23 protein-coding genes are annotated in these 22,189 nt (G+C 67.6%); 12 read left to right on the forward strand and 11 right to left on the reverse strand.

Going from position 1 to position 22,189, the window contains the following annotated elements:
• Positions 1-6 precede the first annotated feature (6 nt).
• Together TY25_RS13460 and TY25_RS13465 are read right to left on the reverse strand one after the other, a co-directional pair.
• Positions 7-1,563, reverse strand: a complete 1,557-nt coding sequence (locus TY25_RS13460) for an acyl-CoA synthetase (RefSeq protein WP_042256283.1) — start codon at positions 1,561-1,563, stop codon at positions 7-9.
• Positions 1,564-1,585: 22 nt separating this feature from the next.
• Entirely contained in the window at positions 1,586-2,623 is a 1,038-nt protein-coding gene (locus tag TY25_RS13465) for an LLM class F420-dependent oxidoreductase (RefSeq protein WP_042256285.1), read from the reverse strand.
• Positions 2,624-2,772: 149 nt separating this feature from the next.
• On the opposite strand from TY25_RS13465, the gene TY25_RS13470 reads away from it, so the two are divergent.
• The 5 genes from TY25_RS13470 to TY25_RS13490 are packed head-to-tail and all read left to right on the forward strand — an operon-like array spanning position 2,773 to position 7,267.
• A complete protein-coding gene (locus TY25_RS13470; RefSeq protein WP_042256286.1) occupies positions 2,773-3,741 on the forward strand; it encodes a Zn-ribbon domain-containing OB-fold protein in 969 nt (322 codons plus the stop codon).
• A complete protein-coding gene (locus TY25_RS13475) occupies positions 3,707-4,792 on the forward strand; it encodes a thiolase family protein (RefSeq protein ID WP_042256288.1) in 1,086 nt (361 codons plus the stop codon). Before TY25_RS13470 ends, TY25_RS13475 begins: the two co-directional genes overlap by 35 nt.
• The gene (locus TY25_RS13480; protein ID WP_042256289.1) at positions 4,789-5,955 is read left to right on the forward strand and encodes a thiolase family protein; all 1,167 of its coding nucleotides are present in this window, start codon (positions 4,789-4,791) and stop codon (positions 5,953-5,955) included. The genes TY25_RS13475 and TY25_RS13480 overlap by 4 nt, the downstream gene beginning before the upstream one ends.
• Positions 5,952-6,851, forward strand: coding sequence for a TIGR03619 family F420-dependent LLM class oxidoreductase (locus tag TY25_RS13485; RefSeq protein WP_042256291.1), 900 nt, complete (start codon positions 5,952-5,954; stop codon positions 6,849-6,851). The genes TY25_RS13480 and TY25_RS13485 overlap by 4 nt, the downstream gene beginning before the upstream one ends.
• The gene (locus TY25_RS13490) at positions 6,848-7,267 is read left to right on the forward strand and encodes a nuclear transport factor 2 family protein (protein ID WP_029901845.1); all 420 of its coding nucleotides are present in this window, start codon (positions 6,848-6,850) and stop codon (positions 7,265-7,267) included. The genes TY25_RS13485 and TY25_RS13490 overlap by 4 nt, the downstream gene beginning before the upstream one ends.
• Positions 7,268-7,339: 72 nt before the next feature.
• Here TY25_RS13490 and TY25_RS13495 read toward each other — a convergent pair whose 3' ends face one another.
• Positions 7,340-8,641 (reverse strand): cytochrome P450, encoded by a 1,302-nt coding sequence (locus tag TY25_RS13495; protein ID WP_228835959.1) that lies wholly within the window; start codon positions 8,639-8,641, stop codon positions 7,340-7,342.
• Between the two features lie 97 nt (positions 8,642-8,738).
• Between TY25_RS13495 and TY25_RS13500 the strand changes: the two genes are divergently transcribed.
• Entirely contained in the window at positions 8,739-9,902 is a 1,164-nt protein-coding gene (locus TY25_RS13500; RefSeq protein WP_042256292.1) for a steroid 3-ketoacyl-CoA thiolase, read from the forward strand.
• Positions 9,903-10,264: 362 nt separating this feature from the next.
• On the forward strand, positions 10,265-10,681 hold the full coding sequence (locus TY25_RS13505) for a helix-turn-helix domain-containing protein (protein ID WP_042256293.1): 417 nt from the start codon (positions 10,265-10,267) through the stop codon (positions 10,679-10,681).
• Between the two features lie 324 nt (positions 10,682-11,005).
• On the opposite strand, the gene TY25_RS13510 is transcribed toward TY25_RS13505, so the two are convergent.
• The 5 genes from TY25_RS13510 to TY25_RS13530 form a co-directional block, all read right to left on the reverse strand.
• Complete coding sequence (locus TY25_RS13510; protein ID WP_042256295.1) at positions 11,006-12,016, reverse strand: hypothetical protein; 1,011 nt, start codon at positions 12,014-12,016, stop codon at positions 11,006-11,008.
• Complete coding sequence (locus tag TY25_RS13515) at positions 12,013-12,528, reverse strand: ImmA/IrrE family metallo-endopeptidase (RefSeq protein WP_042256296.1); 516 nt, start codon at positions 12,526-12,528, stop codon at positions 12,013-12,015. Before TY25_RS13515 ends, TY25_RS13510 begins: the two co-directional genes overlap by 4 nt.
• 87 nt (positions 12,529-12,615) lie before the next feature.
• Positions 12,616-13,488, reverse strand: coding sequence for a hypothetical protein (locus TY25_RS40495; RefSeq protein ID WP_052382956.1), 873 nt, complete (start codon positions 13,486-13,488; stop codon positions 12,616-12,618).
• 332 nt (positions 13,489-13,820) lie between these two features.
• Positions 13,821-14,732 (reverse strand): SDR family oxidoreductase, encoded by a 912-nt coding sequence (locus tag TY25_RS13525; protein ID WP_042256298.1) that lies wholly within the window; start codon positions 14,730-14,732, stop codon positions 13,821-13,823.
• Between the two features lie 32 nt (positions 14,733-14,764).
• Entirely contained in the window at positions 14,765-15,556 is a 792-nt protein-coding gene (locus tag TY25_RS13530; RefSeq protein WP_042256299.1) for an SDR family oxidoreductase, read from the reverse strand.
• 82 nt (positions 15,557-15,638) lie between these two features.
• Here TY25_RS13530 and TY25_RS13535 point away from each other — a divergent pair, with 82 nt between their 5' ends.
• The 5 genes from TY25_RS13535 (at position 15,639) to TY25_RS13555 (ending at position 19,742) form a co-directional block, all read left to right on the forward strand.
• Positions 15,639-16,403, forward strand: a complete 765-nt coding sequence (locus TY25_RS13535) for an enoyl-CoA hydratase family protein (RefSeq protein WP_042256300.1) — start codon at positions 15,639-15,641, stop codon at positions 16,401-16,403.
• A 14-nt stretch (positions 16,404-16,417) separates the two neighbouring features.
• Positions 16,418-17,302: a CoA transferase subunit A gene (locus TY25_RS13540; RefSeq protein WP_081868857.1), complete on the forward strand. Its 885-nt coding sequence runs from the start codon at positions 16,418-16,420 to the stop codon at positions 17,300-17,302.
• On the forward strand, positions 17,299-18,084 hold the full coding sequence (locus TY25_RS13545) for a CoA-transferase subunit beta (protein ID WP_042256303.1): 786 nt from the start codon (positions 17,299-17,301) through the stop codon (positions 18,082-18,084). The genes TY25_RS13540 and TY25_RS13545 overlap by 4 nt, the downstream gene beginning before the upstream one ends.
• Positions 18,081-19,151 (forward strand): NAD(P)H-dependent flavin oxidoreductase, encoded by a 1,071-nt coding sequence (locus TY25_RS13550; protein WP_042256304.1) that lies wholly within the window; start codon positions 18,081-18,083, stop codon positions 19,149-19,151. The genes TY25_RS13545 and TY25_RS13550 overlap by 4 nt, the downstream gene beginning before the upstream one ends.
• A gap of 261 nt (positions 19,152-19,412) precedes the next feature.
• The gene (locus TY25_RS13555; protein ID WP_201773665.1) at positions 19,413-19,742 is read left to right on the forward strand and encodes a YbjQ family protein; all 330 of its coding nucleotides are present in this window, start codon (positions 19,413-19,415) and stop codon (positions 19,740-19,742) included.
• Positions 19,743-19,824: 82 nt separating this feature from the next.
• Here the strand turns inward: TY25_RS13555 and TY25_RS40500 are convergent, their stop codons facing one another.
• The 3 genes from TY25_RS40500 to TY25_RS13570 form a co-directional block, all read right to left on the reverse strand.
• On the reverse strand, positions 19,825-20,211 hold the full coding sequence (locus TY25_RS40500) for a DUF6188 family protein (RefSeq protein ID WP_146154101.1): 387 nt from the start codon (positions 20,209-20,211) through the stop codon (positions 19,825-19,827).
• 75 nt (positions 20,212-20,286) lie between these two features.
• A complete protein-coding gene (locus tag TY25_RS13565) occupies positions 20,287-21,480 on the reverse strand; it encodes an acetyl-CoA C-acetyltransferase (protein ID WP_370466199.1) in 1,194 nt (397 codons plus the stop codon).
• A 28-nt stretch (positions 21,481-21,508) separates the two neighbouring features.
• On the reverse strand, positions 21,509-22,123 hold the full coding sequence (locus TY25_RS13570) for a TetR/AcrR family transcriptional regulator (protein WP_042256309.1): 615 nt from the start codon (positions 22,121-22,123) through the stop codon (positions 21,509-21,511).
• Positions 22,124-22,189: the final 66 nt, after the last annotated feature.

Genomic DNA, 22,189 nt, shown 5'->3' on the forward strand with positions numbered 1-22,189 from the left:
GTTCCCCTAGGTGGCAGGTACGTAGCGCTCGCGAAGTTTGCGCTTGTAGAGCTTGCCGTTGGGGTCGCGGGGGAGTTCGGGGAGGTAGTCGATTGATTTGGGCATCTTGTATTTGGCGAGTTGGGTTGCGGCGAAGGACAAGAGTTCGGCGGTGAGGGTGTCGTCGCCTTCGATGCCGGGGGCGGGCTGGACCACGGCTTTGACCTCGGCGCCCCAGTCGGGGTGCGGGATGCCGAAGACGGCGACGTCGGCGACCTTGGGGTGGGTGACGAGCACGTTCTCGATCTCGGCGGGATAGATGTTCACGCCGCCGGACAGGATCAGGTCGGAACGACGGTCGTGCAGGTAGAGGTAGCCGTCCTCGTCGAGGTGGCCGATGTCGCCGACGGTGAACAGGTCACCGACGCGCGAGTCCTCGGTCTTGGCCTTGTCGTGGTGGTATTCGAAACTCGAAGCGCCCATGCGCATGTAGACCAGGCCGGGTTCACCGGTGGGCACCTCGGTGCCGTCCTCCTCGCTGAGCACTTTGATCACCGACCAGGGCCAGGCCTTGCCGACCGAGCCGGGCTTGCGCAGCCAGTCGGTGCCGTTGATCACCGTGCCGCCGCCCTCGGTGGCCGCGTAGTACTCGGTGACCGTCGGACCCCACCAGTCGAGCATCTGCCGCTTGGTTTCCTGCGGGCAGGGGGCCGCGCCGTGCACCATGCTGCGCAGCGAGGAGACGTCGTACTTGGCGCGCACCGCCTCGGGCAGGGCGAGCAGCCGATGGAACTGGGTGGGCACCATGTGACTGTGCGTCACCCGGTACCGGTCGATGAGCCGCAGCATTTCCTCGGCTTCCCACCGATCCATCAGAACGAGCTTGTGCCCCAACTGGATCGAGATGGTCGCGAAGTTCAGCACGGCCGTGTGATAGAGCGGCGAGCCACAGATGTGCACGTGCTCGTCGTACGGCGCGAGTTCGAACAAACCGAAGAAGGCCGTCGTATGGGGCGGCACGACATCCGGATCGGCGCCGGTAAGCGGCCGGCGAACGCCCTTGGGCCGACCGGTGGTGCCGGAGGTGTAGAGCATCGGTGCGCCGGTGCTGCGGTCGGACGGCCGTCCGGTGTCGGCGGCGCCGAGCCAGGCCACCGAGCGGAAGCCGTCGATCTCGCCCACCGAAAAGCGTGCCGTGGCAGGCAGTTTCGCCTCATCGGCCGCGGCGGTCGCGGTGGCGGCGAAGCGGTCGCTGGCCAAGAACGCCTTCGCCTCGCTGTCCTGGAGGATGTAGGCGACCTCGGGGCCGGTCAGGTGCCAGTTCACCGCGACGATGTACAGCCCGGCCTGATACGCCGCGAAGTACGCGGCGACCGCCTCCGTGCAGTTGTGCACCATGCTGACCAGCACGTCACCGGTTTCCAGGCCGAGCCCGCGCAGGCCGGTGGCGTATCGGTCGGCGAGCGTGGCCAATTCGCGATACGTCACCTCCCGGCCCGCCGGATCGACCAAGGCGATGCGATCCGGTTCGGCTTCGGCGATGTTCCACAGACCGAGAATTTTCGTTGACTCCTGCGCCGTCATCTTTATGAATCTAGAACGTGTTCTACATATCGACAAGGGGGGCGAGCCGACGTAATTGCTCGGCATCCGCCGCGGACACCAGCATCATGGTGACCCCGGCCGCCTCCCACACCTTCAGTTGTGCACGCACATGCGCCTCGTCGCCGATGATCGCGGTATCGAGAATCATTTCGTCCGGCACGACGGCGGCCGCCTCGGCCTTTTTGCCCGCCTGGAACAGCCGGCCGATCTCGTCGACCTCGCGTTCGTAGCCCATCCGGCGGTAGACCTGCGCGTGGAAATTCTGTTCCGGCGCGCCCATCCCGCCGATGTAGAGCGACATGACCCAGCGCATCCGCTCGAGTTCGCTCGCGGCGTCGTCGGTGATCACCACCTGACAACTCGCGGCGATCTCGAAGTCCGCCCGCGACCGACGCGCTCCGGCCCGGGCGAAGCCCTCGTCGAGCCAGTCGTTGTACATGTTCGCCAGCCGCGGCGCGTAGTAGATCGCGAGCCAGCCGTCGGCGATCTCGGCGGTGAGCGCGACGTTCTTCGGCCCTTCGGCACCGAGCCAGATCGGCAGATCCGCACGTAGCGGGTGCACGATCGGCTTGAGCGGCTTACCAAGCCCGGTCGCCCCCGGGCCGGTGTAGGGCAGCGGGTAGTTCGGCCCGTCGTTGGTCACCGGCGCCGCCCGCTCCAGAATGCGCCGGATGATCCCGACGTATTCGCGGGTCCGCTGCAGCGGTTTGGCGAACGGCTGGCCGTACCAGCCCTCGACGACCTGCGGCCCGGATACGCCGAGCCCGAGCACGGCCCGGCCGCCGCTGAGGTGATCCAGGGTCAGCGCGTGCATCGCGGTCGCGGCCGGGGTGCGCGCCGACATCTGCACGACGGACGTGCCGAGCCGGACCCGCTGCGTGGCCGAACCCCACCAGGTCAGCGGGCCGAACGCATCCGAGCCCCACGATTCCGCGGCGAACACGGCATCGAAACCCGCCGCCTCCGCCGCCAGCACCAACTCCCCCGCGTGCTGCGGCGGCTGCGCCATCCAGTACCCGAGTTGCAATCCGAACTTCATGTTCGACCCTTCCGACCGACCTCCGAGCCGTTTGCACAGCCCGTCACCGACACCGCATCTTGCCAGCAGAATAAGAACCTGTTCTACTCGACATTGTGACTCAGGGGAATACCGCATCCGGCGTAATCGCGGATGAGAGAGGGTCGGATTTGAACACCACCGCACCTGATGTACTCAGTGCGCCTCTACGGGTGCAATTCGACTACACCCGGTCCGTCGGACCGACGATCGGCAAGTTCTTGACCGCCCTGCGCGACCGCAAGATCGTCGGTGTGCGCGGCACGGACGGCCGGGTGCTGGTGCCGCCGCCCGAGTACGACCCGGTCAGCGCGGAGCCGCTCACCGACTTCGTCGACGTGGCCGCGGTCGGCACCGTCGCTTCGTGGACCTGGGTGCGCGAACCGCTGCCCGGCCAGCCGTTCGACCGCCCGTTCGCCTGGGCGCTGATCCAGCTGGACGACGCGGACACCACACTGCTGCACGCCGTCGATGTCGCGGCGCCGGAGGACATCCGGACCGGCATGCGGGTTGCCGTCCGATGGGCCGCCGAGACCAGCGGCAGCATCCATGACATCGCCTGCTTCGTCCCGGGCGAACAACCGGAAGCGACCACCGCGGCGACCGAGACAGGCGGCGAGCCGATCTCGGTCATCACCACGCCCGTCGATCTCAGCTATAAGCACACCGCGTCGCCGCAGGAGACCGTCTACCTGCGCGGACTCGCCGAAGGCAAGCTGCTCGGCGGGCGCACCGACGCCGCGGGCAAGGTGTACTTCCCGCCGCGCGGCGCCAATCCGACCGACGGCAGGCCGACCGACCAGACCGTGGAACTGCCCGACCGCGGCACCGTCACCACGTTCTGCATCGTGAACGTGCCGTTCCTCGGCCAGCGGATCAAGCCGCCCTATGTCGCGGCGTACGTGCTGCTCGACGGCGCCGACATCCCGGTGCTGCACCTCGTACTCGGTTGCGAGGCAAGCGAAGTGCGGATGGGCATGCGGGTGGAGGCGGTGTGGAAGCCGCGCGAGCAGTGGGGCTTCGGGCTGGAGAACGTGGACCACTTCCGCCCCACCGGCGAGCCGGATGCCGACTACGAGACCTACAAGCACCACCTCTGAGAGGCCCACGTTGACTGACCACGGAACGGACATCGCGGTCGTGGGCTTCGCCCACGCGCCGCACGTGCCGGAGACCTTCGGCACCACCAATGGCGTCGAGATGCTGGTGCCCTGCTTCCAGCAGCTCTACAGCCGGCTCGGCATCACCAAGTCCGATATCGGCTTCTGGTGTTCCGGCTCCTCGGATTATCTTGCCGGGCGCGCGTTTTCGTTCATCTCGGCGATCGACGCGATCGGCGCGGTGCCGCCGATCAACGAGTCCCACGTGGAGATGGACGCCGCCTGGGCGCTGTACGAGGCCTGGGTGAAACTGCGCTCGGGACAGGCGGAGACCGCGCTGGTGTACGGCTTCGGCAAGTCCTCGGCCGGCACGCTGCGCCAGGTGCTCACCATGCAGCTCGACCCGTACCTGGTGACACCGCTCTGGCCGGATGCCTGGTCGATCGCCGGATTGCAGGCCCGCGCGGGCCTGGACGCGGGCCGCTGGACCGAACAGGACATGGCCGCGGTCGCCGCGGGAAATGACGGCGACGTCGAAAGCCTGCTCGGCACACCGTATGTCGCCGATCCGCTGCGTGCCCACGACATCGCGCCGGTCACCGACGGCGCGGCGGCCATCGTGCTTGCGGTCGGTGACCGCGCGCGCGAACTGTGCGAGCGGCCCGCCTGGATCACCGGTATGGCGCATCGGGTGGATACACCGAATCTCGGCGCCCGCGACCTCACCGTCTCCCCCTCGACCGCGGCTGCGGCACAGGCGGTTACCGGCGGCGACACGAGCAGCTTCGATATCGCGGAGCTGCACGCGCCGTTCAGCCATCAGCAGCTGATCCTCACCGAGGCGATCGGCCTGAAGAACGGGACCAAGGTGAATCCGTCGGGTGGCGCGCTCGCCGCGAATCCGATGTTCGCCGCCGGGCTCGAACGCATCGGCTTCGCGGCCGAGGCGATCATGGGCGGCACCGCGAATCGTGCCCTCGCCCATGCCACCAGCGGCCCCGCGCTGCAGCAGAACCTTGTGACAGTCCTGGATTCGGAGGCGAGCCGATGACCAATCCCGCTGCGGTGCTCGGCACCGGCCAAACCCATCACGTGACGAAAAGAACCGATGTATCGATGGCGGGCATGTGCCGCGAGGCCATCGACCGCGCGCTGGTCGACGCGGGCTTGACCATCGCCGATATCGATGCCGTGGTGGTCGGCAAAGCACCAGATCTGTTCGAGGGCGTCATGATGCCCGAGCTGTATCTCGCGGATGCATTGGGCGCCACCGGAAAACCGCTGTTGCGCGTGCATACCGCGGGCTCGGTCGGCGGCTCCACCGGCGTGGTCGCCGCCAACCTGGTGCAGGCCGGCGTGCACAAGCGCGTGCTCGCGATCGCCTGGGAGAAGCAGTCGGAGTCCAATGCCATGTGGGCACTGTCGATTCCGGTGCCGTTCACCATGCCGGTCGGCGCGGGCGCGGGCGGCTACTTCGCCCCCCACGTGCGCTCCTACATCCGCCGCTCGAACGCGCCGAGCCATATCGGCGCGATGGTCGCGGTCAAGGATCGCCGCAACGGCGCGAAAAACCCACTCGCCCACCTCAAGCAGCCCGATATCACGCTCGAATCCGTGCTGGCATCGCAAATGCTCTGGGACCCCATTCGTTTCGACGAGACCTGCCCGTCCTCGGACGGCGCCTGCGCCATCGTGCTCGGCGACGAGGAAGCGGCGACCGCGGTGGAGGCGACCGGCAAGAAGGTGGCCTGGGTGCACGGCACCGCGATGCGCACCGAGCCGACCACCTTCGCCGGACGCGACCAGGTGAACCCGCAGGCCGGTCAGGACGCGGCGGCCGCGCTCTGGCAGGCCGCCGGAATCACCGACCCGCTCAACGAGATCGACGTCGCGGAGATCTACGTGCCGTTCTCCTGGTTCGAGCCGATGTGGCTGGAGAACCTCGGCTTCGTGCCGCAGGGCGACGGCTGGAAGCTCACCGACAAGGGAGAAACCGAGATCGGCGGCATTCTGCCGGTCAACCCGTCCGGCGGCGTGCTCTCCTCGAACCCGATCGGCGCATCCGGGCTCATCCGGTTCGCCGAGGCAGCCAAGCAGGTCATGGGCCGCGCCGGTGCGTACCAGGTGGAAGGCGCCCGCAAGGCCGTCGGCCACGCCTACGGCGGTGGCTCCCAGTACTTCTCGCTCTGGGTCGTCGGCTCGGAGCGGCGATGAGCCCACTACAGTTCACCCTCGGCATCGCGCTCAGTCCGCTGGAGCAGCTGCCGGAACTCGCGAAGACCGCTGAGGAATGCGGCTTCTCGTCGATCGCGCTGCCGGACTCGCTGTTCTACATGAAGTCCGCGGCGGCGAAGTACCCCTACACCGCCGACGGGAGCAGGTTCTGGGGACCGGAGACACCTTGGGTCGACCCGCTGATCGGGGCGACCGCGATGGCCATGGCGACCAGCCGGATCCGGTTCTACACCAACGTGCTCAAGCTCGGCTCCCGCAATCCGCTGCTGCTCGCACGCCAGGTGGGGTCAGTGGCAGCCATGTCCGGCAACCGGTTCGGCTTCGGTGTCGGCATCGGCTGGGCGCCGGAGGAATTCGAGTGGTGCGGCGTGCCGTACGCGCGCCGCGGGGCCCGGGTCGACGAGATGATCGAGGTCATCAAGCTGGTGCTGGGCGGCGGCATGGTCGAATACCACGGCGAATTCTTCGATTTCGATCCGTTGCAGGTCAGCCCGGCGCCCACCGAGCCGGTGCCGTTCTATATCGGCGGGCACACGGAGGCGGCGCTGCGCCGGGCGGCCCGGGTCGGCGACGGATGGGCCTCGGCGATGATGACCTACGACGAGCTGCGCCGGACCATCGGCAAGCTCGACGCCCTGCGCGCCGAATTCGGCCGGGGCGCCGAACCGTTCGAGATCCAGGCGGTATGCGTTGACCGGTACGGCCGGTCGGGCTATCAGGACCTGGCCGATGTCGGCGTCACCGATGCGATCGTGGTGCCGTGGCTGATGGACGGCATCGGCTTCGACGGCGAGCTCGCCGCCAAACAGGACTCGCTGCGCCGATTCGCCGCGGCACATATCGAGGACCCGATCGTCGCGGAGGTACCCGCATGACCACTACCACCGACCATCCCGCCCGCACCGCCGGGCTCGCGTCGCAGGCCGCGGTGCGCGCCCGGGACAAGGCGGCCTGGGTCGCCCTGTTCGCCGAGGACGGCATCGTCGAAGATCCCATCGGCCCTTCCGGTTTCGACCCGGAGGGCAAGGGACACCGCGGAAAGGAAGCGATCGCGGCGTTCTGGGACAAGGCGATCGCGCAGACCACCTCGATCGAGTTCCTGTTCGGTGACTCGTTCGCGTGCGGCAACGAGATCGCGTTCACCGGCACCATCCGCAGCACGCTCGGCGGTCATCGGATCGACGCCGACGGGGTGTTCACCTACCGGGTGGACGAGACCGGCAAAATCGCCGCGCTGCGCGCGTTTTGGGAGGTCGACCGCGCCATGGCGACCGCGAAGAAGATCGACTGACAGACCGACCGGCGAAAGGCCCTCGGACCGGAGTGGGGACTACCGGGCCGAGGGCCTTTGGTTTCGGTGTGCTCAGTGCGCGACCGGGCAGGTCTTGTAATCCACCGGGAATTCCTTGATCCCGTTGAGCCAACCGGAACGCAGCCGCTTCGGGTCGCCGAGCTTGGTGATGTCCGGCAGATGATCGGCGATGGCGTTGAAGATCAGGTCCACCTCGAGCCGGGCCAGGTTCGCGCCGATACAGAAGTGCGCGCCGGTGCCGCCGAAGGACAAGTGCTGGTTGTCCTTTCGCAGGATGTCGAACTTCTCCGGCTCGTCGAAGACGTCCTCGTCGAAGTTGGCCGAGCGGTACAGCATGACGACCCGCTCGCCCTTCTTGATCTGTACGCCGCCGAGTTCGGTGTCTTCCAGCGCGGTCCGCTGGAAGGAGGTGACCGGCGTGGCCCACCGGATGATCTCGTCGGCGGCGGTGGCCGGGCGCTCCTTCTTGAACAGCTCCCACTGATCGGGGTGCTCCATGAAGGCGTTCATGCCGTGCGTGATGGCGTTGCGGGTGGTCTCGTTGCCGGCCACGGCCAGCATGATGACGAAGAAGCCGAACTCTTCCTCGCTCAGCTTGTCGCCGTCGACATCGGCCTCGATCAGCGTGGTGACGAGGTCGTTGGCCGGGCATTCCTTGCGCGCGGCGGCCATTTGGTATGCGTAGCCGAGGATCTCGGCCGAGGCCATGACCGGGTCCGCGTCGTTGTCCGGGTCGTCGTATCCGGTCATGTCGTTGGACCAGGTGAAGACCTTCATTCGGTCTTCCTGCGGCACGCCGATCAACTCGGCGATCGCCTGCAACGGCAGCTCACACGCGATCTGGGTGACGAAGTCGCCACTCCCGGATTCGGCCGCGGCCTTGACGATCGATTCGGCCCGCGCCGAAAGTTCTGCGCGCAGACCGTTTATCGCGCGCGGGGTGAAGCCGCGGGAGATGATCTTGCGCAGCTTCGTGTGCTCCGGCGCGTCCTTGTTGATCAGCACGAAGCGCTGCAGTTCGATCTGCTCGCGGGTGATGTCGTCATTGAAGCGCGGGATCGCGGTGTTCTCGTAGGTGGAGAACACCTCGCTGCGCCGGGACACCTCTTTGACATCGGCGTGCTTGCTCACCACCCAGAAGCCCTCGTCGTGGAAGCCACTGACCTCGGCCGGTTGCGGATTCCACCAGACCGGGGCGGTTCGGCGCAGTTCGGCGAACTCCTCGACCGGGACTCGTTCGGCATAGATGCCGGGGTCTGTGACGTCGAATCCGTCCGGCAGATTCGGCCGGACATTCCGAGGGTCTACCACCAGATGTCTCCTTCGACAAACTGAAACACGTTCTATAATCATTGAAGCATAGGCGGCAGTATCAGGAAAGAAACCGGACAGAACCGCCAGAAACATCCCTGAACTCGTTACAGTTTCTGTCCCATACGAAAGGTTGGACATGGGCACACCCGTCATCGTCGAGGCCGCGCGCACCCCCATCGGCAAGCGCGGCGGCTGGCTGTCCGGCCTACACGCCGCGGAACTACTCGGCCTCGCGCAGCGCGGGCTGCTGGAACGCGCCCATCTGGACCCGACACAGGTCGAGCAGGTGATCGGCGGCTGCGTCACCCAAGCGGGCGAACAGTCCAACAACGTGACCCGCGTCGCGTGGCTGCACGCCGGGCTGCCGTGGCAGGTCGGCGCGACCACCATCGACGCCCAGTGTGGTTCGGCCCAACAGGCCAACCACCTCGTCGCCGGGCTCATCGCCACCGGGGCGATCGATGTCGGCATCGCCTGCGGAGTCGAGGCGATGAGCCGAGTTCCACTGGGCGCCAACGTCGGCGAGCACGCGGGCGCACGCAGGCCGGCCTCCTGGAGCATCGACCTGCCCAACCAGTTCGAAGCGGCGGAGCGGATTGCCAAGCGACGCGGCATCACTCGCGCCGACGTCGACAAGTTCGGTGCTCGCTCACAGCGCCTGGCCGGCCAGGCCTGGGCCGAAGGCCGCTTCGACCGCGAGGTGCTCACGATCACCGCACCGGCGGTGGACAAGGAAGGCAACGCGACCGGCGAGAAGCTGGACGTGTCGCGCGACCAGGGGCTGCGGGAGACGACGGTCGAGGGACTGGCCAAGTTGAAGCCGGTGCTCGAGGGCGGCGTCCACACCGCGGGCAGCTCCTCGCAGATCTCCGACGGCGCCGCCGCGGTCCTGCTGATGGACGAGCAGGCGGCGCAGCGAGCGGGCCTGCGGCCGCGGGCGCGGATCGTCACCCAGGCCCTCGTCGGCTCCGAGCCCGAGTTCCACCTCGACGGACCGGTGCAGGCCTGCTCGCGCCTGCTGGAACGTTCCGGGATGAGCATCGGCGACATCGACCTGTTCGAGATCAACGAGGCCTTCGCCTCGGTCGCGCTCTCCTGGGCCTCGGTGCACCGGCCGGACCTGGATCGGGTCAACGTCAACGGCGGCGCGATCGCCCTGGGACATCCGGTCGGTTCGACCGGATCCCGGCTGATCACAACGGCTTTGCACGAGCTGGAGCGCACCGGCAACAGCACCGCGATGGTGCTGATGTGTGCCGGTGGCGCATTGGCGACAGGCACGATCATCGAGCGTCTATAGGGTGTTCAACTCCGCGAAACGGGTTTGTTGAACGTTCATCCCCCAGGCTCGAAAACGTGTCGTACGCCACACATGAGTGAGCTTCGTCAACTAGATGAGACGTCAGCTATCTTTCCGCTATCATGGGTGGCGCGGGGAAGACCTCCAGGACGGGCCAGAACCGGTCCGTACCTCGGCTTCTCGAGAGCCGTTGGGGTGACCCGCAAACGCAACGGTCCCAGTACCTTCGCCCAACCGGCACCTAGAAGCTTCAAGGAAATCCGGAATCAGGCGTAGGTTTTCAGTTACTGAGCCGCTAATATCAATGATACGTATCCGAGATAACGACTGTTAGTACAGCGAAGGGAATTGGGCGGCTCACAATGGCTGATTTCGCGGCGCGGCTGAACAAGCTGTTCGAAACCCTGCATCCCCCGGGGCGTAAGCCGCACACCAACGCGGAGGTTGCGGCTGCGCTGACGGCCTCCGGACATCCGATCTCGAAACCGTACCTGTCGCAGTTGCGGTCGGGACAACGGACGAACCCGTCCGATGAGACGGTGGCCGCCCTGGCGAAGTTCTTCAAGGTCAAGCCGGACTACTTCTTCAACGACATCTATGCCGCCAAGATCGATCACGATCTGGAGTTGCTGTCCCAGCTGCAGGGCTACGGACTGCGACGGCTGTCGAGTAGAGCGTTCGACCTGTCCGAAGAATCACAGAACCTCCTCACCTCCATGGCGGAGAAGTTGCGGGCAAGTGAAGGCTTGCCCGGAATTCCTCCGGATGGAACCGAATAGGTTCACTTGCACGAAGCACAGTGCGGCCCCACGGGTCGCACTGTGCTGTGTTATGCGTTCACACCCTGGACAATGCATGATGGCGTGCCCCGGGTAATAGGGGCTTGCCCTGTCAAGGGTGCTTGCGGTATCCGATCACGCGTGCGTGCGGACCCGCATTCGACTATCTCGGAACAGACTGCCGCACCGGTTATCCCGGTCCCCTGATTTTGTGCATGCTTCGATAAGTCAGCGTTCACCGGGCAGAACTCGACCCGGAGTCCGCAACGCGGATCCCGGGGTGTCTACGGGTGCACCAAATACGGGCGGAAGAGACCGCTTAGCTCAATTTCGGGCGTGCTCCAGGCTTGTCGCGTCATATGCCCGCGCGATGGCCTGGACCCAGCCGCGCGGACTAATGCCCTCCGGCGGAGCAATCCACCGCGCATCGATTGCCACATCGCCCAACGGGTTTCTCGCCCACTCCGCCACCGTGCCCGCCCGCTCCGCGATCGACCGTGGCGGCGGGGCCACCGCAGCGAGCACCACGCCACCGCCGGACTGGAGATACAACGCGTCCATGATCTGGGCCACTTGATCGGACGCTCGTAGCTGAGTCGAGGTACCGGTCTGGTCGTGCGCGACGACCTCGGGGAAGCGGCCGACCATGATCTTGTGCAACAACCGGATCTGGCGCAGCAGCACCCGGGCTCGCACCCAGAGCTCCACCACGATCCAGACCGCACCGAACGCGATCAGCAGACTCGCCGCCTCCCAGGCCGGCCACGCCCAGGTCGGATTCCCCGGCGCGACCCGCGGCGCATCATTGAACGCGCGCCGAACCTGAAGCACCGCAAGCACTGCGACGACAGCGGTGCCCGTGGTGTAGATCGCGATACCGCGGCCGAGCGTGGTCCAGTCGAGGTTGCGCAGACCGGTGATGACGATGAACACCGCGCCGAACGCGACCACCTCCCAGCCGAAGGTGAACGACCACGCGATGGTCGCGGCCACCGCGAACAGACCGAGGCTGTAGATCACCAGCGCGACCTGGCGCAGGTTTCGGCGCGATACCACCGGCCAGGCCGCCGAGGCCACCACCGAGGTGGCCGTCACGAAGGCGATCCACGCGGACACCACGACACCGTCGGAAAGCCAGCCGGCGTGCACGCCACCCGGCAGCAGGTTGTCGATCGCCACCGCGATCTCCGGCACCGCCACGGTTGCGGCCAGCGCAACGGCGGCGACCGCGATCACGATGGCCACCCGGGCCGTTGTGGCCGGCTTCACCAGCACGCGCCCCACCCGGGCGCCTGCCGCCATCCAGACCAGCAGTGCCGTCAACCAGAGGGTCATCCCAGCGCCTCATCGAATCGAAGGACCGAGACGCCTGCGCCTCGGCTGTTGAACACCCGGAGCCGGGTCATCAGCATGGCGGCGAAGGTCTCCGCCTCCCACTCGGCGAGCTCGTCCGCGCCGTCGTCGACGATCTGCTGGTGCGCCCGCTGACTCAGCATGTAGGCGATCAGGTCGTCGCTGGCCTCGAGCGTCACCTCAGGCGCGGGCGCGCCCTCGTGATCGAACACGATGTGGCCGAGTTCGTGCGCGAGCGTGTGCTCGCGGCTCGGCAGCGATTCGGCCAGCACGATCACGTCCCGATCGGGATAGAACCGGCGCTGACCGCACACGCCGGGCCCCAAATGCGCACTGGCGATTTCGATTTCGCGCCGCCGCTCGCTCGCGATGGCGAGCACGACCTCGTCCAGCGTGGTGGCGTCGGAGTCCGCCGCCACCGCGCACACAGCATCGACGGCCGCGGCCACCCGCCGGTAAGACCGCGAACTGCTCTGAGTCTTCGAGTCACTCATGCCTGCACCTCGCTGCCGCTCGGTTCCGGCATGCGCGACGCACGCTGTGACACAATTCGTTCGCTCCGCTCACTCATGCCACACCCCTCACGGCCTCGGGAAGAACATGGCACGGGCGGCGTCTACTCGGGCCTGTGCGGCCGAGGCGCCCTGGAAGCTGACCGCGCCGGAACCCGCGCCGGCGAGCCCGAGTGCGATCAGGCCACCGATCACCGAGAGCAGCTTCGGTTTCGGGAGACCGTCGTTGGCGCTCGTCGGGCGCACGTCGGGGTTGGGCTTGGCGGGCGAGGCCTGCGGCGGTGCCGCGGGGGCGGGCGGTGCGGGTGGCGGCACGGCGGCCGGGGCCGCTGCGGGCACCGGAGCGAGCACGGGCAGCGGGATGGCCGGCAGCACCGGCGAGGGCACCGGCGGCACCGCGATCGGAGGCAGCACCGGGGCGGGCGGTGGCGGAATCGGGATCAGCAGCAGGAGCAGCGGAGCGGCGGAGCCGACCGCGGCCGAACCGACCGCCGCGGAACCGACTGCGGCAGAACCGGTTGCAGCGGAACCCACACCCGCGGACCCGACGCCCGCAGAGCCGACACCGGCGGAACCCACCGCGGCCGAACCGACGCCGGCCGAACCCACCGCGGCCGAACCGGTCGTGCCGACGCCGACACCCGCGGACCCGACCGCGGCCGAACCCGTTGCGGCGGCGCCCAATCCGGCGGACCCGGTCGCGGCGAGCGCGGCCGAACCGGATCCCAGCACGACACCGAGCCCGGCCGAGCCGGTGCCCAGGGTCAGGCCGAGCCCGGCCGAACCGGAACCGAGCACGATGCCCAGCCCCGCGGACCCGGCCGCAGCCGCGGACCCGCCGGCAGCAGAACCACCGGCCGCAGCGGATCCGGCCGCAGCCGAACCGCCGGCCGCCGCCGAACCGGTCGCCGAACCGGTGCCGATCGCGGGGTTGGTAGGCACCGCACTGACGTCACTGGGCTGTCCGGGGACCGAAAGGGGGTACCAGGGACCACCGGTGTCATACGGCGGCGGAGCGGGGTCCAGAGCGCACTGGGGGCAGCCGCCGACGGGCTGTGCCTCGGCCGCTACCGGGCCGAGTAGCGCGAAACCGGCCACGGTCCCCGCTACTGCAAGCACACGTAACGTGCGACCAACGGCCATGCGTCGAGCCTTCCCCTCATTTGCAAAGCGCAGAACTTCCCCGGTCACGACGCTCACACGGGATTTTTTAACGGACGGGGGCCATAGTAAACCCCTATCGTTACCTGCGCAGAAAGAAGGGTGGTGCCAGGTCAGGCCCCGTACACCGGTTCGGGCGGCATCCCCTTGGCAATCAGGTCGGCCACCACCGGGCCGAGCTCGGCCGGATCCCACCGTGCGCCCCGGTCCACCGCGACGCCGTGCCGCCACCCGTCTGCCAAGGCCACTTTACCGCCCTCGACCTCGAACATGCGGCCTGTGACGCCCTTGGACTGCGCGCTGCCGAGCCAGACGACCAGCGGAGAAATGTTCTCCGGCGCCATCGCGTCGAAGCCGGCGTCCGGCCGCGCCATGGTCTCGGCAAACACCGTTTCGGTCATCCGGGTGCGCGCCGCCGGTGCGATGGAATTCACAGTGACGCCGTAGCGCGCGAACTCCGCGGCGGCCGTGAGTGTGAGACCGGCGATACCCGCCTTGGCCGCGCCGTAGTTGCCCTGACCGACGCTGCCCTGCAGACCCGCACCGGAGCTGGTGTTGATTATGCGGCCATCGACCGGCCGACCGGCCTTCGACTCGCCGCGCCAGTACTCGATCGCGTGCCGCATGGTGACGAAGTGGCCCTTGAGGTGCACGCGGATGACCGCGTCCCATTCGTTTTCGCCGAGATTGACCAGCATCCGGTCGCGCACGAACCCGGCATTGTTGACCAGCACGTCCAATCCGCCGAAGGTGTCCACCGCCTGGCGGACAAGACGTTGCGCGCCTTGCCAATCCGCGACGTCGTCGCCGTTGGCCACGGCCGCGCCGCCGAGCGCCTCGATCTCCGCGACGACCTGCTCGGCGGGGGTCTCCCCCGTCGCCGCGCCGTCGAGCGCCGAGCCGAGATCGTTGACCACCACCCGCGCCCCGGCGGCGGCGAAGGCGAGCGCGTGCGCCCGGCCGATACCGCGGCCCGCACCGGTCACGATGACGGTGCGTCCTGCGCAGATCTGCTCGGTGTCCATACCTGTGTCCTCTTCGTGTGGGTCCGATGTGTTCAGGACTGCTGCCGGCCTACGTCCGCGGTGGACGCGGCGAGGAAGGCCGGGCGTTCGCCGCCGCCGTGCACGAGCAGGCTCGCCCCGCTGACGTAGCCGGCCAATTCCGAGGCCAGGAAGACCGCGCAGCGGCCGATATCGTCCGGGTGGGCCATCCGGCCCAGCGGGATCGTCTCCCCCACCGCGTCGATGCCGTCCTGGTCGCCGTAGTGCAGTTGGCTCAGCTCGGTGACCACCGGTCCGACGACGAGCGAGTTGACCCGCACCTTGGGCGCCCATTCCACGGCGAGCGAGGCGGTCAGGCTGTCCATGCCCGCCTTGGCCGCGCCGTAGGCCGCGGTGCCCGGCGACGGGCGGTGCCCGCTCACGCTGGAGATGTTCACGATGGAACCGCCGCCCGGCTGCTGCTGCATCACCGCGTTGGCGGCCTGGGAGACCAGCAGCGGCGCAAGCAGATTCAGCTCGACGATCTTGGCGTGGAAGTTCTTGCTCGCCGTGGCGGCGAGGGCGAAGGGCGCGCCACCGGCGTTGTTGACCAGGTGGTCGAGGCGGCCGTGCCGCTCGACGACGGCGTCGACCAGCCCCTGCACCGCGTCCGCGTCCCGGACATCGCAGGGCAGGAACTCGATGCCGCGACCGTCGACCTCGATCGGCGCCTCGGCGCGACGCCGGGCACAGGCGATCACGGTCGCGCCCGCCGCGAGGAACGTCCGGCTCACCCCGGCGCCCACGCCGCGGACACCGCCGGTCACCAGGACGACGCGATCGGCCAGATCGATTTCGAGTGCCACCGTGCTAACCTACCAAGCAACTGCTTGCTTTGCCACTGTGTTGGATTAATCACGAGCCGAGCTACTCACGATGGGATAGGCGATGGGGATCAACCGTCACTCCGAATCAACCGGCATCACCGTGGTCACGGTCGACTACCCGCCGGTCAACGCGATACCGACGGACGGCTGGTTCGCCATCGCCGACGCGCTGCGCGAGGCCGGGCGCGATCCGGAGACCCGGGTTGTGGTGCTGCGCGCGGAGAATCGCGGTTTCAACGCCGGTGTCGATATCAAGGAGATCCAGAGCAAGCCCGGCCATCAGGCGCTGATCGACGCGAATCATGGTTGTTTCGAAGCGTTCGCGGCGGTCTACGACTGCCCGGTGCCCGTGATCGCGGTGGTCCAGGGCTTCTGCCTCGGCGGCGGCATCGGCCTGGTCGGCAATGCCGACGTCGTGATCGCTTCCGACGACGCCACTTTCGGGCTGCCCGAGGTGGACCGCGGCGCGCTCGGCGCGGCCACCCATCTGTCCCGGCTGGTGCCGCAGCATCTGATGCGCGCCCTGTTCTATACGGCGAGCACCATCACCGCCCAGCAGCTGCAGCACTTCGGCTCGGTGTACCAGGTGGTGCCGCGCGCCGAACTCGACGCCGCGGCAATGGAAGTCGCCAAGAACATCGCCGCCAAGGACGGCCGGGTGGTCCGTGCGGCCAAACGCGCGCTCAACGGTATCGACGGGCAGGACGTGCACCGTAGCTACCGCTACGAACAGGGATTCACCTTCGAACTCAACCTCGCCGGTGTCGCCGACGAGATCCGCGCCCGGTTCGACGACGACCTGGCCGCGCGCAAGGCCGAGAAATAGGGAGTTCAGCACTCATGCGAGACAAGCGAATGTCGCTCGACGAGGTCGTCGGCGAACTGCGCAGCGGAATGACGCTCGGCATCGGCGGCTGGGGTTCGCGGCGTAAGCCGATGGCGCTGGTGCGCGCCATCCTGCGCTCGGACCTCACCGACCTGACCGTGGTCAGCTACGGCGGGCCGGATCTCGGCCTGCTGTGCTCGGCCGGGAAGGTACGTAAGGCGTACTACGGGTTCGTCTCCCTGGATTCGCCGCCGTTCTACGATCCGTGGTTCGCGCACGCGCGCACCAGCGGCGCGTTGGTGGCCCGCGAAATGGACGAAGGCATGCTCAAATGCGGGCTGGAGGCCGCCGCCGCCCGGCTGCCGTTCCTGCCGATCCGGGCCGGGCTCGGCTCGGACGTGCCGAACTTCTGGGACGGCGAATTGCGCACGGTCGCTTCGCCCTATCCCGACGTCGACGGTCACACCGAAACCCTGATCGCGATGCCCGCGCTCAATCTCGATGCGGCGCTGGTGCATTTGAACCTCGGTGACAAGCACGGCAACGCCGCCTACACCGGCGTCGACCCGTACTTCGACGACCTGTACTGCCTGGCCGCCGAGCGCCGGTACGTCTCGGTGGAGCGCCTCGTCGACACCGACGAACTGGTGAAAACCGTGCCGCTGCAATCACTGCTGCTCAACCGGATGATGGTGGACGGAGTGGTCGAGGCGCCCGGCGGTGCCCACTTCACCCTCGCGGGCGACAGCTACGGCCGGGACGAAAAGTTCCAGAAGCACTACGTGCAGTCGGCGAAGACGCCCGAGACGTGGCAGCAGTTCGTCGACAAGTACCTGGCGGTCTCCGAAGACGAGTACCAGGCCGCCGTCCGCGAGTTCGCCCAGGAGGCCCAGAAATGACCGCAGCGCGAGGCGATTCCGTAGCGGGTGCGGCCGAGACCTGCACCCGCGCCGAGGTGTGCGCGGTGGCCTGCGCGGAGATCTTCAGCGGCGCGGGCGAAATCATGGCGAGCCCGATGTCGCCCATGTCGATCATCGGCGCGCGGCTGGCGAAGCTCACCACCGAACCCGATCTGCTGCTCTCCGACGGAGAGGCGCTGCTTTTCGCCGACACCCCGCCGATCGGCGGGAAAGCACCGATCGAAGGGTGGATTCCGTTCCGGAAGGTGTTCGACGTGGTGGCCTCCGGGCGGCGGCACGTGGTGATGGGCGCCAACCAGATCGACCGGTACGGCAATCAGAACCTCTCCGCGTTCGGCGCCTTGCAGCAACCCACCCGGCAGATGTTCGGGGTCCGGGGCGCGCCGGGCAACACCCTCAATCACGCGACCAGCTATTGGGTTTCGCGGCACACGAGCCGGGTCTTCACCGACCAGGTCGACATCGTCTCCGGCGTCGGCTACGACAAGATCGATCCGGCGAACCCGGCGTACCGGTTCCACCACCTGCACCGGGTGGTGACCAATCTCGGCGTCTTCGACTTCACCGGTCCCGGCCACACGATGCGGGCGCGCAGCCTGCATCCCGGCGTCACCGCCGCCGAGGTCGCCGAGAACACCGGCTTCGAGATCGACGGACTCGCCGAGGCGGGCGAGACCCGGCTGCCGACCGCCGAAGAACTGCGACTGATCCGGGACGTGCTCGACCCCAAGAAGATCCGGGAAACCGAGGTCCCGGCATGAGCGCGCCCACGCCGCGGTTACGCACCGCGCTGACCGATTTGGTCGGCATCGACCATCCCGTCGTGCAGACCGGCATGGGTTGGGTGGCCGGGCCGAGCCTGGTCGCGGCCACCGCCGAGGCGGGCGGGCTGGGCATCCTCGCCTCCGCCACGATGACCTATGCGGAGCTCGAAGCGTCGATCGCAAAAACCAAGGCGCACACCGGGAAACCGTTCGGTGTGAACATCCGCGCGGACGCCTCGGACGCACCCGAACGCATCGACCTGTTGATCCGGGAAAAGGTCGCCGTCGCCTCGTTCGCCCTGGCACCCAAGCAGGAGCTCATCGCGAAGCTGAAAGATGCGGGCGTGGTGGTGATTCCGTCGATCGGTGCGGCCAAGCACGCGGTGAAGGTGGCGTCCTGGGGCGCGGACGCGGTGATCGTGCAGGGTGGCGAGGGCGGTGGGCACACCGGACCGGTGGCGACCACACTGCTGCTGCCCTCGGTGCTGGACGCGGTCGATATTCCGGTGGTCGCGGCGGGTGGGTTCTTCGACGGACGCGGCCTGGCCGCCGCCCTCTCCTACGGGGCGGCGGGCGTCGCGATGGGCACCCGATTCCTGCTCACCCAGGAAAGCACCGTGCCGGACGCGGTCAAGCAGGAGTACCTCACCCGGCAGTTGCAGGACACCGTCGTCTCCACCAAAGTCGACGGCATGCCGCACCGGGTGCTGAACACCGAACTGGTGCAGCGCCTGGAACATTCGGGTCGCACCCGCGGACTCGCCGCGGCGGTCGCCAACGCGGCGAAGTTCAAGAGCATGACCGGCATGAAATGGTCCACCCTGGTACGCGACGGGCTGACCATGCGAAAGACCAAGGACCTCAGCTGGTCTCAGGTCGTCATGGCGGCCAATACGCCGATGCTGTTGCGCGCCGGGCTGGTCGAGGGCAATACCGGGGCGGGCGTGCTCGCCGCCGGTCAGGTCACCGGCATCATCGAGGACCTGCCCACCTGCAAGGAGTTGATCGATCGGATCGTCGCCGACGCGGTCGGCCGGATCGAGGCGTTGCAGAAGAACCTCTGAGCACCTACCGCGAATGCCCCGTTCCCGCCGGGAGCCGGGGCATTTCGCGTGCTCAGGGCGTATTGCTCGGTCCAGCCGGTCCGTGTTGCGGCCGGGCGGGCAAACTACCGTGGTGGTCGAGTTCGCCCGGGCCGTACGATCCCGCTCATGAACCAGCCCATGCCGCCGCAACAACCGCACTACCCGCAGCAGCAGCCCGGGTTCCAGCAGCCGCCGCCGGGATACCAGCAACCGCAGCAGCAGCCGGGCCCGCAGTTCCCGATCCTCGTCTCCACCATGAACGACGTGCCCGGCCACCGGGTCGTCCGGGTTTTCGGTGAGGTCGCGGGCCTGACCGTGCGCAGCCGCGGCCTCGGCTCGAACCTCGCCGCCGGTTTCCGTTCCCTCGGCGGCGGCGAGATCACCGAATACACCCAGCTGCTCTACCACTCCCGCCACGAGGCGATCATGCGAATGTGCCAGCACGCCATGTCCTTCGGCGCCAACGGCATCCTCGCCATGCGCTTCGACTGCAACGAGATCGCCAACACCATGAGCGAAGTAGCCGCCTACGGCACCGCCGTGCTCCTGGAACCCGCCGAAAAAAGCTGACCGCTCACCCGATTTCCGCATCCGGTCGCACTCGCTTCCGGAATGCGGGAAATAATCGCGGCGCGACGGTCATCCCGCACCGCTATTTGTTCGCCGACCAGATGGCAAATTCCCCACCCGGCGTGCAGATAACGCGTGACCCATCCCTTCCCACGATCCCCCATGCCTCATAGTCTTCGTCGATGGGAACATGGATGGCAGCTCCAGAACTGAACTCGAGGATCAGGCCATCGCTTTCGCCAGCATCTGCTCGCGTGACCACGGAGCCGATGAGAGATTCGAGCTCGGCGGCCACTACGACATAGTCGTTGGAGGGGGCTTGCAGCACGCTTCCGGTCGAAGTTCGAAACGTCAGCTCACCCTCGATCTGCAATTCGAAGGCATCCGGCTCGCCGAATCGAATCGTCGCCGTGGCACCAAGGATTACCGCTGCCACCGGCAATCCTTCGATCTGCAATGGCAATTCCATTCTCGGCAACCTCGGGGTCCGCAGCGCCCCCGGACGGTGGCGTGTTTCGACCACCGCCGGGGAGCACGAGTGGGGTCAGTTGGGGAGGCGCTCGATTATGGTGACGTTGGCGGTGCCGCCGCCTTCGCAGATGGTGAGGAGGCCGTAGCGGCCGTTGCGGCGTTCCAGTTCGTTGAGGAGGGTGGCGAAAAGCTTTGCGCCGGTGGCGCCGAGGGGGTGGCCCAGGGCGATGGCGCCGCCGTTGACGTTGACCTTTTCGGGGTCGGCGCCGGTTTCCTTCAGCCAGGCCAGGACGACGGGGGCGAAGGCCTCATTGATCTCGATGACATCGATGTCCTCGATGGTGAGGCCGGTCTTTTCGAGCGCCCACTTGGTGGCCGGGATCGGCGCGGTGAGCATGAAGATCGGGTCGGCGCCGCGGGCACTGACGTGGTGGATGCGAGCGCGCGGGGTCAAACCGTAAGCCTCGACGGCCCATTCGGAGGCGAGCAGGGTGGCGCTGGCGCCGTCGGAGATCTGGCTCGCGACGGCCGCGGTCAACGGGCTGCCCTCGGCCAGCGGCGGCAGCGACGCCATCTTCTCCAGGGTGGTCTCGCGCGGCCCCTGATCGATCCAGAAGTCGCCGACCGGCACGATCTCGCGATCGAAACGACCGTTCTTGATCGCATCGCGGGCCCGCTCGTGACTGCGCAACGCCCAGCGCTCCATGTCTTCCCGGCTGATGCCCCACTTCTCGGCGATCAACTGGGCGGCACGGAACTGCGTGACCTCGGCGGTGCCGTAGCGGTGGTCCCAGCCGGCGGCGCCGACGAACGGCGAATCGAAGCCGTACTCCTTGCCCGCGTACATGGCGGCGGAGATCGGGATGGCGCTCATGTTCTGCAGGCCACCCGCGACGATCACCTCGGCGGTGCCGCTCATGATGGCCTGCGCACCGAAATTGATGGCCTGCTGGCTGGATCCGCACTGCCGGTCGACGGTGACGCCGGGTACTTCTTCCGGGTATCCGGCGGCCAGCCAGGCGGTCCGGCCGACGTTGCCGGCCTGCGGGCCGACGTTGTCGACACAGCCGACGATCACGTCGTCCACATTGCCGGGGTCGATCGAGTTGCGATCCAGCAGCCCGCGCAGCGCGGCGGCGCCGAGGTCGGCCGGGTGCACGGCGGCGAGGGCGCCGCCGCGCTTGCCGACCGGTGTGCGCACCGCATCGATCACGTAGGCGTCCCGCAGCGGCGTGTAGGGGCGGCGGGGAGTGGAGGGTGCAGACATCGGAGTACTCCTACGTGATGTGCTCGGCCTAGCCGTTTTCGGAGGCGGTGAGCCCGTCGAGCACGATGGTCAGATACTGCTTGGCGAGGTTGTCGACGGTGATCGGGCCACCGGGCTGGTACCACCGCACCGCCACCCACACCGTGTCGCGCAGGAACCGGTACGCCAGTTCGACGTCGATCTCGGGCCGGAAGCTGCCGTCCTGGACACCGTTGGTCAATACCCGGTGCCACAGCTCGCGGAATTCGCGGTTGTAGTCGGCGATGTAGGTGAACCGTTCGGCGGTGCGCAGCCGCTTCGCCTCGGCCTGGTAGATCGCCACCGCGGCGTGATGCCGGTCGAAGGACTGGTAGGACGCGATCACCAAGGCTTCCAAGGTGTCTCGCGAGCTGAGCCCGGCGGCGACGATCTCGCGGTAGTGCCCGAACAGGTCGTCCAGGAAGCCGCGCAGGATCTCGTCCACCATCGACTCCTTGGAATCGAAGTGGTGGTAGAGGCTCCCGGATAGAATCCCGGCCGCGTCGGCGATATCGCGCACGGTGGTGGCGCGCAGTCCGCGTTCGGCGAACAGTTCGGCCGCCAGCGTGAGCAGTTCATTGCGCCGTGCTGATTTCGAAGCGTCGGGTGCCGTCACATCGGCCATAATACAACCAAGCGTTTGCTTGGTACAGGCCGGCATGCGCGAAAGTGCCGGATCACGGCATCGCTG

Origin of the sequence: Nocardia brasiliensis NBRC 14402 (assembly GCF_000308475.2) — a bacterium.
GTDB classification, from domain to species: Bacteria; Actinomycetota; Actinomycetes; order Mycobacteriales; family Mycobacteriaceae; genus Nocardia; species Nocardia brasiliensis.